The 15,897-nt window shown below is 68.1% G+C and carries 11 protein-coding genes; 6 read left to right on the forward strand and 5 right to left on the reverse strand.

The window, feature by feature from the left end; genetic code table 11:
• Positions 1 to 3: 3 nt before the first annotated feature.
• Positions 4 to 618, reverse strand: a complete 615-nt coding sequence (gene lexA, locus M8R19_RS25260; RefSeq protein ID WP_074979919.1) for a transcriptional repressor LexA — start codon at positions 616 to 618, stop codon at positions 4 to 6.
• Positions 619 to 849: 231 nt separating this feature from the next.
• Here lexA and M8R19_RS25265 point away from each other — a divergent pair, with 231 nt between their 5' ends.
• The 4 genes from M8R19_RS25265 to M8R19_RS25280 all read left to right on the forward strand — a co-directional run bounded on the left by M8R19_RS25265 (position 850) and on the right by M8R19_RS25280 (position 3,904).
• Positions 850 to 1,557, forward strand: a complete 708-nt coding sequence (locus M8R19_RS25265) for a TetR/AcrR family transcriptional regulator (RefSeq protein ID WP_058488916.1) — start codon at positions 850 to 852, stop codon at positions 1,555 to 1,557.
• A 66-nt stretch (positions 1,558 to 1,623) separates the two neighbouring features.
• Entirely contained in the window at positions 1,624 to 2,148 is a 525-nt protein-coding gene (locus tag M8R19_RS25270) for a L,D-transpeptidase (protein WP_074979916.1), read from the forward strand.
• Between the two features lie 10 nt (positions 2,149 to 2,158).
• Positions 2,159 to 3,157 carry a beta-N-acetylhexosaminidase gene (gene nagZ / locus M8R19_RS25275; RefSeq protein WP_249919258.1) on the forward strand — a complete coding sequence of 333 codons (999 nt, stop codon included), beginning with the start codon at positions 2,159 to 2,161 and terminating at the stop codon, positions 3,155 to 3,157.
• A gap of 9 nt (positions 3,158 to 3,166) precedes the next feature.
• Positions 3,167 to 3,904 (forward strand): S-methyl-5'-thioinosine phosphorylase, encoded by a 738-nt coding sequence (locus tag M8R19_RS25280; protein WP_043267310.1) that lies wholly within the window; start codon positions 3,167 to 3,169, stop codon positions 3,902 to 3,904.
• Between the two features lie 379 nt (positions 3,905 to 4,283).
• On the opposite strand, the gene M8R19_RS25285 is transcribed toward M8R19_RS25280, so the two are convergent.
• Genes M8R19_RS25285 through mfd form a run of 3 tightly spaced genes read right to left on the reverse strand, consistent with a single transcriptional unit; the run spans position 4,284 to position 11,705 of the window.
• The gene (locus tag M8R19_RS25285; RefSeq protein ID WP_249919259.1) at positions 4,284 to 7,571 is read right to left on the reverse strand and encodes a DEAD/DEAH box helicase; all 3,288 of its coding nucleotides are present in this window, start codon (positions 7,569 to 7,571) and stop codon (positions 4,284 to 4,286) included.
• 21 nt (positions 7,572 to 7,592) lie between these two features.
• Entirely contained in the window at positions 7,593 to 8,246 is a 654-nt protein-coding gene (locus M8R19_RS25290; RefSeq protein WP_074979907.1) for a CsiV family protein, read from the reverse strand.
• A 9-nt stretch (positions 8,247 to 8,255) separates the two neighbouring features.
• The gene (gene mfd / locus M8R19_RS25295; protein WP_249919260.1) at positions 8,256 to 11,705 is read right to left on the reverse strand and encodes a transcription-repair coupling factor; all 3,450 of its coding nucleotides are present in this window, start codon (positions 11,703 to 11,705) and stop codon (positions 8,256 to 8,258) included.
• Positions 11,706 to 11,844: 139 nt separating this feature from the next.
• Here mfd and M8R19_RS25300 point away from each other — a divergent pair, with 139 nt between their 5' ends.
• Both M8R19_RS25300 and M8R19_RS25305 read left to right on the forward strand, forming a co-directional pair.
• Positions 11,845 to 13,311: a glyceraldehyde-3-phosphate dehydrogenase gene (locus M8R19_RS25300; RefSeq protein ID WP_074979902.1), complete on the forward strand. Its 1,467-nt coding sequence runs from the start codon at positions 11,845 to 11,847 to the stop codon at positions 13,309 to 13,311.
• Between the two features lie 118 nt (positions 13,312 to 13,429).
• Entirely contained in the window at positions 13,430 to 14,830 is a 1,401-nt protein-coding gene (locus M8R19_RS25305; RefSeq protein WP_116424877.1) for an amino acid permease, read from the forward strand.
• A 346-nt stretch (positions 14,831 to 15,176) separates the two neighbouring features.
• On the opposite strand, the gene M8R19_RS25310 is transcribed toward M8R19_RS25305, so the two are convergent.
• Complete coding sequence (locus M8R19_RS25310; protein ID WP_074979896.1) at positions 15,177 to 15,857, reverse strand: TetR/AcrR family transcriptional regulator; 681 nt, start codon at positions 15,855 to 15,857, stop codon at positions 15,177 to 15,179.
• Positions 15,858 to 15,897 lie beyond the last annotated feature (40 nt).

Genomic DNA, 15,897 nt, shown 5'->3' on the forward strand with positions numbered 1-15,897 from the left:
CTGTCAGCGGCGGATGACGCCGACGCTCAAGCCTTCGATGATCAGTTCCTGTTCCTTGAGGTCGACCTCGATGGGGGCGAACTCGGGGTTCTCGGCGATCAGCCAGACCTTGCTGCCCTCGCGCTTGAAGCGCTTCACCGTGACTTCCTCGCCAAGGCGGGCGACGACGATCTGGCCGTTGCGCGCCTCGCGGGTGACGTGCACGGCGAGCAGGTCGCCGTCGAGGATGCCGACGTCCTTCATGCTTTGCCCGCGCACGCGCAGCAGGTAGTCGGCGCGCGGGTTGAAGAAGGCCGGGTTGATGCGGCAGGCGTCCTCGACGTTCTGCTCGGCGAGGATTGGCGCGCCGGCGGCGACGCGGCCGATGATCGGCAGTTCGTCCTCGTTGGCGGCGGCCTTGGGTTCGAAGCCGGGGATGCGGATGCCGCGCGAGGCGCCGGGGGTCATCTCGATGGCGCCCTTGCGGGCCAGTGCCTTGAGGTGCTCCTCGGCGGCGTTGGGCGACTTGAAGCCGAGCTCCTGGGCGATCTCGGCGCGCGTCGGCGGGTAGCCGTTGTCTTCCAGGCAACGCTTGATGAAGGCGAGGATCTCGGCTTGGCGCGGCGTCAGCTTCTGCATGTCCCTACTCTGTCTTTTTGTACAGTTGCTGGGATTATATACAGTGGTCGGCCGCTGGCAACGAATTATTTCATCGGCCGGAGGCTGTAATTCGGCGGATTCGGCCAACGTCCCGCTGGTATCGTTCGTCGTATTGCCCGAGAATCCGCAACAATCCCTCTGCGCCAGGCTTGACAATGGATTGCTGTGAAACGTAAGTTTCAAACAAGTGTTTGTCAGGTGAATTCATCCATGGCCCAGTCGGAAACCGTCGAACGTATCCTCGATGCTGCGGAGCAGCTGTTCGCGGAAAAAGGCTTCGCCGAGACCTCGTTGCGTCTGATCACCAGCAAGGCCGGGGTCAACCTGGCGGCGGTGAACTACCATTTCGGCTCGAAGAAGGCGCTGATCCAGGCGGTCTTCTCGCGCTTCCTCGGGCCCTTCTGCGCCAGTCTGGAAAAGGAACTGGACCGGCGCCAGGCCAAGCCCGACGCGCCGCGCGCCAGCCTCGAGGAACTGCTCGAACTGCTGGTGGTGCAGGCCATGGCGGTGAAGCCGCGCAGCGGCAACGACCTGTCGATCTTCATGCGCCTGCTGGGCCTGGCCTTCAGCCAGAGCCAGGGGCACCTGCGCAAGTACCTCGAAGAGGTCTACGGCAAGGTGTTCCGCCGCTACATGCTGTTGGTCAACGAGGCTGCGCCGCGCCTGCCGCCCATCGAGCTGTTCTGGCGCGTGCACTTCATGCTCGGTGCCGCCGCCTTCAGCATGTCCGGGATCAAGGCGCTGCGCGCCATGGCCGAAAACGACTTCGGGGTGAACACCTCCATCGAGCAGGTGATGCGACTGATGGTGCCGTTCCTCGCCGCCGGCATGCGCGCCGACAGCGGCGTCAGCGACCCGTCCCTGGCCGGCGCCCAGCCCAAGCCGCGGAGCAAGGCGCCGGCGCCAGCCAAGGTCTGACCGCGCTGGGCCTGCCACGGCCGATCGGCTAAAGTAGCGGGCCATTCCTGCTGTCACTGGCGGACGATGCCCGATCTCGACCTGCTGCACATTTCCCTCGCCGACCAGATGCTCTACGGCTTCGCCGCGCGGCGTCTGGTGCTGCGTTTGCCCGTCTCCACCGCGCTGAATGGCGCCGGCGAGCGCCAAGGCTCCGGCTGCACGCCGCGCGGCCTGCACCAGGTTCGGGCGAAGATCGGCGAAGGCCTGCCTTGCGGCGCGGTGTTGCGTGGCCGGCGCTGGACCGGCGAGGTGTGGAGCCCGGCGCTGCACGAGCAGTTTCCCGGGCGCGACTGGATCCTCACCCGCATCCTCTGGCTGAGCGGCTGCGAGCCCGGCGTCAACCGCCTGGGCGAGGTGGATACCTTCCGTCGCTACATCTACCTGCACGGCACGCCGGATTGCGAACCCATGGGCGCGCCGTTGTCCCATGGCTGCGTGCGCCTGCGCAACGCCGACCTGCTGCAACTCTTCCCCCGTGTGCCGCTGCACTGCCCCGTGCGCCTCGACGAGGCGCCGCAGCCGCAGTGGCGCGCGGCCGAACTCTGTTAAGGATTCCCCCATGCAAGGCTCCCTGATGCTCGACATCGGCGGCACCTGGCTCACCGCCGAGGACCGCCGGATCCTGCGCCACCCCGAAGTGGGCGGGCTGATCATCTTCGCCCGCAACATCGAAAGCCCGCGCCAGGTGCGCGAACTCTGCGCGGCCATCCGCGCCCTGCGCCCGGACCTGCTGCTGGCGGTGGACCAGGAGGGCGGCCGCGTGCAGCGCCTGCGCCAGGGCTTCCTGCGCCTGCCGGCGATGCGCGCCATCGCCGATAACGACAATGCCGAGCGCCTGGCCGAGCAGTGCGGCTGGCTGATGGCCACCGAGGTGCTGGCGGTGGGCCTGGACCTGAGCTTCGCTCCGGTGCTGGACCTGGACCACCAGCGCAGCGCCGTGGTCGGCAGCCGCGCCTTCGAGGGCGACCCCGAGCGCGCCACGCGGCTGGCCGGCGCCTTCATCCGTGGCATGCACGCCGCCGGCATGGCCGCCACCGGCAAGCACTTCCCCGGCCACGGCTGGGCCGAGGTGGATTCCCACGTGGGGATTCCCGAGGACGAGCGCAGCCTCGACGAGATCCGCCGCAGCGACCTGGTGCCTTTCCAGCGCCTGGCCGGCGAGCTGGATGCGGTGATGCCCGCCCACGTCATCTACCCGCAGGTGGATGCCGGCCCTGCCGGTTTCTCGCGGCGCTGGCTGCAGGACATCCTGCGCGGCGAGCTGGGCTTCGACGGGGTGATCTTCAGCGACGACCTGTCCATGGCCGGCGCCCACGTGGCGGGCGACGCCGCCAGCCGCATCCAGGCCGCACTGAACGCCGGCTGCGACATGGGCCTGGTATGCAACGACCGCGGCTCGGCCGAACTGGCCCTGGGCGCCCTGCAGCGCCTGAAGGCGAAGGCCCCCGAGCGCCTGGCGCGGATGCGCGCCAAGGCCTGGCCGGGCATCGAATACAAGCAGCTGCCGCGCTGGCAGCAGGCCGTGGGCGAACTGCGCGCGGCACAACTGATCGACTGAGGATTCGCCATGACCGTCTACGCCATCATCGGCGGCACCGGCCTGACCCAGCTGGAAGGCCTGACCCTGAAGGATTCGCTGAACCTGGACACGCCCTACGGCGCACCCTCGGCGCCGATCCAGCGCGGCGAGTACGCCGGCCGCGAGGTGCTGTTCCTGGCCCGCCACGGCCACCCGCACCGCTTCCCGCCGCACCAGGTGAACTACCGCGCCAACCTCTGGGCGCTCAAGCAGGCCGGCGCCCAGGCGGTGCTGGCGGTCAACGCGGTGGGCGGCATCCATGCCGCCATGGGCAGCGGCCACCTCTGCGTGCCGCACCAGATCATCGACTACACCTACGGCCGCGAGCACACCTACTTCGCCGGCGACATCGACCACGTCACCCATATCGACTTCAGCCATCCCTATGACGAAGGGCTGCGCCAGAAGCTGGTGGCGGCGTTGCAGGCGCTGGGGCACCCGCACAGCAGCCATGGCGTCTACGCCGCGACCCAGGGCCCGCGTCTGGAAACGGTGGCGGAAATCGCCCGGCTGGAGCGCGACGGCTGCGACATCGTCGGCATGACCGGCATGCCCGAAGCCGCCCTGGCCCGTGAGCTGGAGCTGCCCTATGCCTGCCTGTCGCTGGTGGTCAACCCGGCGGCGGGCAAGTCCAGCGGCATCATCACCATGGCCGAGATCGAACAGGCCCTGCACGAGGGCATCGGCAAGGTGCGCGAGGTGCTGGCGCGGGTGTTGGTGGGCTGAAAGGCCTCGTACCGCGATTCACGCCGGGATGTCCGGTTATCATGGACAAGTCCTACCATACCGGCGGATATGGCTTCTCGTAGGAGCGAGCTTGCTCGCGAATGAGCCCCGCAGCGGAGTCTGTTCGCGAGCAAGCTCGCTCCTACGAAGAGCACCCCGGCGCGGTCTGCCCGCGATTTCGGGCGCAGGGCGCGCGTATGGTGTGAGGGCGTACCCGTAGGAGCGGATCTCATCCGCGAATCGCGCCGGATCGTCCGGCGATCGCGGACAAGGTCCGCTCCTACAATGGAACGCCATGCCTCCCGGTGGGCTGTAGGAGCGGGCCCTGCCCGCGATTTCGCGCGCAGGGCGCGCTCCTACATGAGAATCGTGCGGCAGGTCAGGTTTTCGGCAGAGGGGCGAAGAGGGCGTCTATATCGCTGTCCTGCAGCTGCAGGCCGCCGTCCTTGCCTTCTTCCAATACGCCGGCCGCCAGCGCCGCCTTCCTTGCCTGCAACTGCTGGATCTTCTCTTCCAGGGTGCCGCGGGCGATCAGCTTGTAGACGAACACCGGCTTGTCCTGGCCGATGCGGTAGGCGCGGTCGGTGGCCTGCTGTTCCACCGCCGGGTTCCACCAGGGGTCGTAGTGGATCACGGTGTCGGCGGCGGTGAGGTTGAGGCCGGTGCCGCCGGCCTTCAGGCTGATCAGGAACAGCGGCACGCGGCCCCGCTGGAAGTCTTCCACCGGCTGGCGGCGGTCGCGGGTGTCGCCGGTGAGCAGGGCGTAGGGGATGCCGCGTTGCTCCAGCTCCGCCTGGATCAGTTCGAGCATCGAGGTGAACTGCGAGAACAGCAGCACGCGGCGGCCTTCCTCCAGCAGTTCGTCGAGCATTTCCAGCAGGCCGGCGAGCTTGCCCGAGCCTACCGCCGGCAGGGTGCTGTCCAGCAGGCGCGGGTCGCAGCAGACCTGGCGCAGCTTGAGCAGGGCTTCGAGGACCACGATGTGGCTGCGCGCCAGGCCCTTGCGCTGGATTTCCGCGCGGACCTTGCTGTCCATGGCCAGGCGCACGGTCTCGTAGAGGTCGCGCTGGATGTCGCTGAGTTCCACCCAGTGGGTGATCTCGCTCTTGGGCGGCAGCTCGCTGGCCACCTGTTCCTTCTTGCGCCGCAGCAGGAAGGGCTTGATGCGGGCGTTGAGGTGGGCCAGGCGCTGGCTGTCGCCGGCCTTTTCGATGGGGTTGCGGTAGAGACGGGCGAAGCCGCGCGCATCGCCCAGCCAGCCGGGCATGATCAGGTCGAACAGCGCCCAGAGTTCGCCCAGGTGGTTCTCCAGCGGCGTGCCGGTCAGGCACAGGCGCTGGCGGGCGTCGAGCTTCGCCGCGGCCTGGGCCGACTTGCTGCTGGCGTTCTTCAGGTACTGCGCCTCGTCGAATACCGCCAGGTGCAGCGGCTGCCGGTTCAGCGCCTCGATGTCCCGCGGCAGCAGGGCGTAGGTGCTGAGCAGCAGGTCGTACTGGCCAAGCTCGTCGAAGCCCTTGTGGCGGTCGCTGCCGTGCAGGGTGAGCACGCGCAGGTCCGGGGCGAAGCGCGCGGCCTCGTCCTGCCAGTTGGCCACCAGGCTGGTGGGCATCAGCACCAGGGCCGGGCGGTCCAGGCGCCCGGCGCGCTTCTCCGTGAGGATGTGCGCCAGCACCTGCAGCGTCTTGCCCAGGCCCATGTCGTCGCCGAGGATGCTGCCCACTTCCAGTTCGCGCAGCGCCTGCATCCAGGCCAGGCCCTGAAGCTGGTAGGGGCGCAGTTCGGCTCGCAAGCCCGCTGGCGCCGCGCAGGGCTGTTGCTGGTGGCCGCGCAGGCGCTTGGCGAAGCGCAGCAGGCGCTCGCCGCCCTGCCAGTGCAGGGGGTGTTCGTCGAGCGGGGCGAGCAGGCCGGCGTCGGCGCTCGACAGGCGCAGGCTGGCGTCGTCCCGCTGCGCGCTGGCCAGCAGCAGGCCTTCGAGGAGCTGGAGCATGGCCTGCACGCGGGCCAGGGGCAGGCTCACGCTCAGGGGCTTGCCATCGGCCCGGCGGCGGGCATCGAGGCGGATCGGCAGTTCGGCACCGGCGCCGCCATGCAGCGCCGCAGGGCGATGCCGGATCAGTTCCAGCAACGGTTGCAGCAGGCTGATCTGCTGGCCGTCGACCACGATGCCCAGTTCCAGGTCGAACCAGGCGTGGCCGGGCTCTTCGTCGATGCGGGCGTACCAGTCCTCGACCTCGCTGAAGTCGAAGGGGAAGTCCGCGTCGATCTCGACCTCCCAGCCCTGGGCGCGCAGCTCCGGGAGCTGCCGGACGATGCGCGCCCATTGCCCGTCGTCGACCGGGCGGTAGCAGTCGTAGCGGCTTTCCAGGCCGTGGGACGTTGCGCCCTTGTCGAGCTTCCTCAGGCCCAGGCGCTGCAGGACCTTGCGCAAGGCCTGCTCGGCCTTGGGCTGGCGCTCGACGACGACGAAGGCGCCGTCCTCCAGATAGCGGACCGGCTGGCCGCTGCGCGCCGGCCCGTGCACGCGCTCCTTGCCATAGGCGAATTCGAGGCAGGCCTGGTGCTTGTCGCGGTCGCCGAAGATGTGGTCGCGCAGGGTGCTCAGTCGCAGGTGCGGCACCGGCTGCACGTCATCCAGCCGGCGTTCGCCGGTGGAGACCGGCAAGGGCGCGGTGGGCGCCAGTTCCTTCAGTTGCAGGGCGAACAGCGTGGCCTGCTCCGCCGGTACCGGCGGGGCGTTCAGCAGGTAGCCGGCCAGGGCGTCGGGCAGGCCGTGGCGCAGGGGCCCGGCGCGCCGGCCCTGGCGGTCGACGTACCAGGGCGGCGTCAGTTGCGTCAGCAGTTGCGGTCGGGGCTCGGCGTCGGTTTCCCAGGCGATGGCGTAGCAGTTGTCCTCGCGGTAGTGCCAGGCGAGCCGGGCGGGTAGCTCCGGCCCCGGCTGCAGGCGGCTGGAGAGGTCGTCGAGTTCGAGGAACAGCTGCCCGCTACGCAGGAGCAGCGTCAGCAGCTCGGCGCCATCGCTGCCTTGCAGGAGCACTTCGTTGTCGTGGGGCTGCACGCCCGCGGCGCCCAGCGCACGCATCAGGATCGGCCGGTCCTGCTCGGCGACGCCGCGGCCCAGGGCCAGGGCGATCGACTGGATGCGCGGGTAGCCCAGGGGGCGGCCGTCCTCGCCGTACGCCGCGGTATGGATGAACACCCGGCCGCTCTTCGTCAGCCGGTAGTGCAGGGGCGCGCTGTACGCTTGCCGGGCTGCCGGCTGCGCCTTGAGGGTCGCGGGCAGCTTCTTCAGCCAGGTCTGCAGCAGGGGCGACAGGTTGCTGGCGGGCTGGCTGACTGGCGGCGGCGCGGGCGGAGGTGGCGACGGCGTGGCAGCGGAGGCCGGCTGTTCCTCCAGCAACTGCAGCAGCGCCGCCACGCAGTGCTTGCAGTCGAAGCCGACCGGGCAGTCGCACTGGCAGTCGAGGGTGTCGCCGCTGCGGGAGAAGCTGATGCGCTGGCGGTAGCGGTTGCCGCCCGAGCCCTGGCACAGGCTGTCCAGCGCACGCTCGGTGAGGCGGCTGAGTTGCACCCGGCCCTCGCGGGCGTAGGCCTCGCCGCGCACCAGGGTGACGGCGGGGAACAGGCGGCGCCAGGGGATGCGTTGCAGGTGTTCGGCGAACGGAACCATGGCGCGGCCTTCAGGGCGGGTTTACTGCTGGTCGGGCTCGCTCGCCGGCGGGGCGTCGAAGCCGCCGTTGGCCGGGGCTTCCGGGGCGGGCTGCTGCGGTTGCCCGGCCGGCGCCTCTTCCTGCATCTCCGCCGGCGGCGGGGTGGTCGGCTTGGCGTTGAGCGGGCTGACGCGGATCAGCATGCCCAGGCTGGGGTGGTCGAGGTAGGCCAGCACGTCGTTCTTCAGGCTGACGTCCTGGACCATGTGCTGGCTGTTGGCGAGCAGGCCGTCGGCGCCGAACTGGTTGATCCAGAAGTCCACCTGGGTGTCGACGAAACGCTGCTGGCGCAGGCTGATGGTGCCTTCCACGGGGAAGTGGTCATCCTGCTGGCGGCCTTCGCTGAGGGCGATCTTCACCGGCGTGTCGCCGATGGACTGTTTCCAGGCCTTGTGCATCAGCACGTGGTAGCCCTGGGTCTGGGCCAGCTTGTTGGCCTGGGCGTCCATCGCCGTCGGCCGGCGGCTGTCCTCGCCCAGCGGCTGGGCGCCCTTGGCCCAGTCGTCGGGCGCCGGCTGGCTGGAGTAGACGACGTCGCCTTCCTGCTGGAACAGGATCAGTTCGACCTGGTAGAGGTCGTCGGCGAAGCTCGCCGGGGCGATAAGGGCAAGCAGCAGCGGCAGGTAGCGGAACATACTGGTCCTTTAGGAAACGTTGGGCGCGAGGCGCTCGAACAGCGCCTCGAGGGTGTTGAAGCGTTCTTCCGGGCGCTCCATGGGCACCTGGAACTTGAACAGGGTCGCGCCTTCGAACCTGTAGCGGTTCGGCTGGCTCTGGATCAGCTTGATCAGCACCAGCGGGTCGACGCAGGTATCGGCGGCGAATTCTACCCGGCCTCCCTGGGGCCCGGCATCCACCTTGACGATGCCGAGCTTCTCCGCCTGCAGTTTCAGGAGCGTCAGACGCACCAGGTTCTTCGCCGGGTCGGGCAGCAGGCCGAAACGGTCGATCATTTCCACCTGCAGTTCGCGCAGGCCGTCCTCGTCCAGCTGGTTGGCGATGCGCTTGTAGAGGATCAGCCGCGCGTGCACGTCGGGCAGGTAGTCCTCGGGGATCAGCGCCGGCACCCGCAGGTTGATGTCCGGGCCGCCGCCCAGGGGTTGCTCCAGGTTGGGCTGCTCGCCCTTGCGGATGGCCTTGACCGCGCGTTCGAGCATTTCCATGTAGAGGGTGAAGCCCACCGCCTGGATCTGCCCGCTCTGGCCTTCGCCGAGCAGTTCGCCGGCGCCGCGGATTTCCAGGTCGTGGGTGGCCAGGACGAAGCCGGCGCCCAGGTCCTGGGCGTTGGCGATGGCTTCCAGGCGCTTCTCGGCGTCGGGCGTCATCTGCTTGCGCGGCGGCGTGAGCAGGTAGGCGTAGGCCTGGTGGTGGCTGCGGCCGACGCGCCCGCGCAGCTGGTGCAGCTGGGCCAGGCCGAACTTGTCGGCGCGCTCGATGAGGATGGTGTTGGCGCTGGGCACGTCGATGCCGGTCTCGATGATGGTCGAGGCCACCAGCACGTTGAAGCGCTTGTGGTAGAAGTCGCTCATCACTCGTTCCAGATCGCGTTCGTGCATCTGCCCGTGGCCGATGCCGATGCGCGCCTCGGGCACCAGTTCGGCCAGGTCGCGGGCGCACTTCTCGATGCTCTTCACCTCGTTGTGCAGGTAGTAGACCTGGCCGCCGCGCAGCAGCTCGCGCAGCAGCGCTTCCTTGATCACCGCCTTCTGCTCTTCCATGACGAAGGTGCGCACCGACAGGCGGCGCGCCGGCGGCGTGGCGATGATCGACAGGTCGCGCATGCCGGCCACGGCCATGTTCAGCGTGCGCGGGATCGGCGTGGCGGTGAGGGTGAGGATGTCCACCTCGCTGCGCAGGGCCTTGAGCTGCTCCTTCTGGCGCACGCCGAAGCGGTGCTCCTCGTCGATGATGACCAGGCCGAGATTCTTGAACTTGACGTCGCCCTGCAGCAGCTTGTGGGTGCCGATGACGATGTCCACCTTGCCTTCGGCGAGCTGGCCGATCGCGCCTTCGACTTCCTTGGCGGTCTTGAAGCGGCTCATCACCTCGACGTTCACCGGCCAGTCGGCGAAGCGGTCGCGGAAGCTGTTGTAGTGCTGCTGGGCGAGGAGGGTGGTGGGCACCAGCACCGCCACCTGCCTGCCGCTGTGCACGGCGACGAAGGCGGCGCGCATGGCCACCTCGGTCTTGCCGAAGCCGACGTCGCCGCAGACCAGGCGGTCCATCGGCTTGTCGGCGAGCATGTCGGCCACCACGGCGTCGATGGCCGCCTGCTGGTCCGGCGTCTCCTCGAAGGGGAAGCCGGCGGAGAAGGTGGCGTAGTCGGCCTGCGGGTCCTTGAACGCATAGCCCTTGCGCGCGGCGCGGCGGGCATAGATGTCGAGCAGTTCGGCGGCGACGTCGCGGACCTGCTCGGCGGCCTTGCGCTTGGCCTTCTGCCAGGCCTCGGAGCCGAGCTTGTGCAGCGGCGCCAGGGCGTCGTCGCTGCCGGTGTAGCGGGCGATCAGGTGCAGGTTGGCCACCGGCACGTAGAGCTTGGCCTCGTCGGCGTACTGCAGGGCCAGGAATTCGGCGCTCTGCCCGTCGATCTCCAGGGTGATCAGGCCCATGTAGCGGCCGACGCCGTGGTCGATGTGCACCACCGGCGCGCCTTCGCGCAGTTCGGTGAGGTTCTTGATGACGTTCTCGCCGCCGTCGCGGCTCTTCTCGCGGCGCCGGCGCTGCATCACGCGCTGGCCGAACAGCGGGCTCTCGGCGATCAGCGCCACCTCGTCCTGCAGCAGCAGACCGTCGTCCAGCGGCGCGATGGTGATGGCCAGGCGCTCGGGCTGGGCGAGGAACGCCGGCCAGCCGTCCACCTCGCCGGGGCGCAGCTTCAGCCGCGCCAGCAGTTCCAGCAGCACCTCGCGGCGCCCGGCGGATTCGGCGCTGAACAGGATGCGCCCGGGGAATTCCTCGATGAAGCGGCGCAGCTTGGCCAGCGGCTCCGTGGCCTTGGCCTCGATGGCCAGGTCCGGCAGCGGCTCGGCGGGGAAGCTCTCGCGGCCCACGCCCGGCTCGACGGGCTCGGCGCTGACCACCACGCGCGGCCAGTTCTTCAGGCGGGCGAAACAGTCCTCCACCGGCAGGAACAGCTCGGCCGGCGGCAGCAGCGGCCGCTCGGGGTCGTAGCGGCGGTCCTCGTAGCGGCTGCGCACGTCGTTCCAGAACTGCTCGGCGGCCTGCTCGATGCCCGGCAGGGAGAACACCTGGGTGTCCTGCGGCAGGTAGTCGAACAGGGTGGAGGTCTCGCCTTCCTCGAAGAACAGCGGCAGGTAGTACTCGATGCCGGCGGGGGTCAGGCCGCTGGTCAGGTCCTGGTAGATCGGGCAGCGCCGGTAGTCGACGTCGAAGCGCTCGCGGAAGCGCGCGCGAAAGCCGGCGACCGCCTCCTTGCGCAGGGGGAACTCGCGCGCCGGCAGCAGGCGGATGCTCTGCACCTTGTCGATGGAGCGCTGGTTCTCCGGGTCGAAGGTGCGCAGCGTCTCGATCTCGTCGTCGAACAGGTCGATGCGGTAGGGCAACTCGCTGCCCATCGGGAACAGGTCGATGAGCGCGCCGCGCACGGCGAACTCGCCGTGTTCGTAGACGGTGTCCACGCAGCGGTAGCCGGCGGCTTCCAGGCGCAGGCGCATCTGCTCGACGTCGAGCTTCTGGCCGACGTCCAGCACCAGGCTGCTGCCCAGCAGGAACCTGGCCGGCGCCAGGCGGTGCAGGGCGGTGCTGATCGGCACCACCAGCACGCCGTGCTTGAGACCGGGCAACTGGTAGAGGGCGGCGACGCGCTGGGAAATGATGTCCTGGTGCGGCGAGAACACGTCGTAGGGCAGGGTTTCCCAGTCCGGCAGCTGCAGCACCGGCAGGTCCGGGGCGAAGAAACGCAGCTCCTGCTCCAGCCGTTCGGCGTTCTGGCTGTCGGCGGTGAGCAACAGGGTGAATCGTTTCGCCTGGGCGGCGGCCTCGGCGATCGCCAGGCTCAGGGCGGCGCCGGGCAGGTTGCCCCAGGTTTGCTTGCCAGCCGCGGCCGGCAAGGCGGGAATACGCAATACGGACACGGGCGTAGCGGGCTCCGGTCGGAAATTTGACCGGGTGGATTGTAACTATCCCGATTGACGGCTGTCAGTCTTTGCAGCGCTGCAGATTGCCGGCGATGGCCTGCACCGTCATAATGTAGCCCCTTTTTTCTTCTCCTACATGTGGAAGGTAATGCCCGTGAATCAGAAGCCCGACCAGTGTCTCGGTGAGTGGATCGATCGTGAAGCCCTCGCGGAAGCCATGATTCCGCTGATCGGCCAGCTCTACCGCAACAACAACGTGGTGACCTCGATCTACGGCCGTGGCCTGATCAACCGTTCGGTGATCGACATCCTCAAGGCTCACCGTTTCGCCCGCCACCGCCTGGCCGACGAAGCCGAGCTGTCGGTCCACGACACCTTCCCCATCCTCAAGGCCATGAGCGACCTGAAGCTCGGCGCAGCTTCCGTCGACCTGGGCAAGATGGTCGCCAAGTTCAAGGCCGAGGGTAATGGCCGCAGCATCGAACAGTTCACCAAGGACGAGCTGGCCGACGTGGTCGGCAAGCAGAACGGCGCCGCCCGCGAAGGCACCGACGTCGTGCTGTACGGCTTCGGCCGCATCGGCCGCCTGCTGGCGCGCATCCTCATCGAGAAGACCGGTGGCGGCGACGGCCTGCGCCTGCGCGCCATCGTCGTGCGCAAGGGCGCCGAGAACGACCTGGTCAAGCGCGCCAGCCTGCTGCGCCGCGACTCCGTGCATGGCAAGTTCGACGGCACCATCACCATCGATGAGGCCAACAACACCATCACCGCCAACGGCAACCTGATCCAGGTGATCTACTCCAACGATCCGTCCTCGGTGGACTACACCCAGTACGGCATCAAGAACGCCCTGCTGGTCGACAACACCGGCAAGTGGCGCGACGCCGAGGGCCTGGGCCAGCACCTGAAGTGCGCCGGCGTCGACCGCGTGATCCTCACCGCCCCGGGCAAGGGTGCGCTGAAGAACATCGTCCACGGCATCAACCATGGCGAGATCACCGCCGACGACAAGATCGTCTCCGCCGCCTCCTGCACCACCAACGCCATCGTGCCGGTGCTCAAGGCAGTCGATGACCAGTACGGCATCGTCAACGGCCACGTCGAAACCGTTCACTCGTACACCAACGACCAGAACCTGATCGACAACTTCCACAAGGGCAGCCGCCGCGGCCGCAGCGCTCCGCTGAACATGGTGATCACCGAGACCGGTGCCGCCACCGCCGCCGCCAAGGCCCTGCCGGTGCTCAAGGGCAAGCTGACCGGCAACGCCATCCGCGTTCCCACCCCGAACGTGTCCATGGCCATCCTCAACCTGAACCTGAACAAGTCGACCTCCCGCGAGGAGATCAACGAGTACCTGCGCCAGATGGCCATGCACTCGGACCTGCAGAAGCAGATCGACTTCGTCAGCTCGCAGGAAGTGGTCTCCACCGACTTCGTCGGTTCCCGCCACGCCGGCGTGGTCGATGCCGAAGCCACCATCTGCAACGACAACCGAGTCGTGCTGTACGTGTGGTACGACAACGAGTTCGGCTACAGCTGCCAGGTGGTCCGCGTGATGGAAGAGATGGCAGGGGTCAACCCGCCGGCCTTCCCGCGCTGATTCACGCCTGAAAATCGAAAACGGGAGCTCTCGGGCTCCCGTTTTTCGTTAGTCTTCGCGCTTACCCCGCGCACCATAACGATAAAAATGCCAACCCCCTCTACCGAGGAACCCCGCAATGGATGGACACCCCCATCTGCATGAAGGCTCGCTCAAACGCGGCCTGAAGAACCGCCACATCCAGCTGATCGCCCTGGGTGGCGCCATCGGTACCGGCCTGTTCCTGGGCTCGGCCGGTGTCCTGCAATCCGCCGGCCCGTCGATGATCCTCGGCTACGCCATCGGCGGCTTCATCGCCTTCCTGATCATGCGCCAACTCGGCGAGATGATCGTCGAGGAGCCGGTCGCCGGTTCCTTCAGCCACTTCGCCCACAAGTACTGGGGCGGCTTCGCCGGCTTCATGTCCGGCTGGAACTACTGGGTGCTGTACATCCTGGTCGGCATGTCGGAACTGACGGCGGTCGGCAAGTACATCCAGTTCTGGTGGCCGGAGTTCCCCACCTGGGCCACCGCGGCGGTGTTCTTCGTGCTGATCAACGCCATCAACCTGTTCAACGTGAAGGCCTTCGGCGAGACCGAGTTCTGGTTCGCGATCATCAAGGTCGCCGCCATCATCGGCATGATCCTGCTCGGCATCTGGCTGCTGGCCAGCGGCCACGGCGGCCCGCAGGCCTCGGTGAGCAACCTGTGGAGCCACGGCGGCTTCTTCCCCAACGGCATTTCCGGCCTGGTGATGGTCCTGGCGATCATCATGTTCTCCTTCGGCGGCCTGGAGCTGGTGGGCATCACCGCGGCAGAAGCGGCGGAACCGAAGAAGGTGATCCCCAAGGCGATCAACCAGGTGATCTACCGCATCCTGATCTTCTACATCGGCGCCCTGGCCGTGCTGCTCTCGCTGTACCCGTGGGATGCGCTGCTGCAGAGCATCAACAGCTCCGGCGACCCGTACAGCGGCAGCCCCTTCGTGAAGGTGTTCTCGCTGCTGGGCAGTGATGTCGCGGCCAACGTGCTGAACTTCGTGGTGCTGACCGCGGCGCTGTCGGTCTACAACAGCTGCGTGTACTGCAACAGCCGCATGCTCTTCGGCCTGGCCGAGCAGGGCGACGCCCCGCGCGCCTTCGCCAAGGTCGACGACCGCGGCGTGCCGTTGCTGGCCATCGGCGTCTCGGCCTTCATCACCCTGGCCTGCGTGGTGGTCAACTACGTGATCCCGCACCAGGCGCTGGAGCTGCTGATGTCGCTGGTGGTGGCGGCGCTGGTGATCAACTGGGCGATGATCAGCTTGGCCCACCTGATGTTCCGCCGCGCCAAGAACCGCGAGGGCGTGCGCACCAGCTTCCGCGCCCTGTGGTACCCGTTCAGCAACTGGCTGTGCCTGGCCTTCGTGGTGTTCATCCTCGGCATCATGCTGCAGATCCCGGGCATCGACGTGTCGGTGTACGCCATCCCGGTGTGGGTGGTGCTGATGGGCATCTGCTACCTGGTCAAGCGCAAGGGCGAGGCACGGGCTACCGCCTGATCCCGCCGGCGCTGGACGAGAAAGGGCCGCATTCCTACCGGGGTGCGGCCTTTTTGTTTCCAGCGGCGGATAACCGCGAACGGTTATGCGCCCTACGTCATGGTTGGGCATTGCGTAGGGCGCATAACGCCTACGGCGTTATCCGCCGTTTGACCGTGATTCCAGGCGCGTTCCGGGTTCGAGCCCGGAGCACCTGTTCCCGGGCACTCCGGGCCCGACCCGCCATGGCGATGGGTATCGCTTCGCTCAACCCATCCTACGAAAAGCCGTGCTTCCTGGAACCGTAGGAGCGGACTCCGTCCGCGATGGGCCCCACCGGCGGCGCTGTAGGCCGGCCAGCGCCGTACTACACCCGCCCGTCGCGATAATCCCGCGCCACCGCCTCCAGCCCGGCCTGGGCGAACAGCTGCAGGTGGCGGGCGAGGTCTTCCGGCGGCTGTTCGAACAGGCCGGTCAGCGGCGTGGGGATTTCCCGGCTGATCACCTGCAGCGTCAGGTAGGGCGCTATCACGCTGAACAGGCAGCGCAGCAGCGCCGGCTCCTGGGCGGGGATGCCGGTGACCTCGCCGAGCAGCGCCAGCACCAGGCGCACCTTGGGCATGGCCTCCTGGTCGATGAGTTCGGAGAGGAAGGGCGAGGGCGTCAGCAGCTCGCGGGCCCACAGGCGTGCCTGCCAGCGCTGGCCGTTGGCGACGTTGAGGGTCAGCGCCCCGATCAGGCCGGCGAGCTTGTCGCGGGGCGGGCGCTCGTTGCGGGTCAGCTGTTCGAGCTGGTCGTAGCTGATCAGGTGCTTGTGCATGTCCTGCAGCACCGCGCGGTAGAGCCCGTCGCGGCTGCCGAAGTGGTAGTTCACCGCGGCCATGTTGCACTGCGCGCGCTGGCAGATGGCCTTGCTGGTGGTGTCGGCGTAGCCACGCTCGGCGAACAGTTCGCCGGCCGCCAGGAGAATGCGCTGGCGGGTGGCTTCGCCGTCCTGGCGGGGCGCACGTTGCGGCGCTTGGCGGGGCTTGGGAGGAGAGCTAGGCATGACGGCACCCTGCTGGATCAGGTGTAGCAGACTAAAGCCT

It is taken from the genome of Pseudomonas sp. R3.Fl (assembly GCF_023516765.1).
Lineage (GTDB): Bacteria > Pseudomonadota > Gammaproteobacteria > Pseudomonadales > Pseudomonadaceae > Pseudomonas > Pseudomonas citronellolis.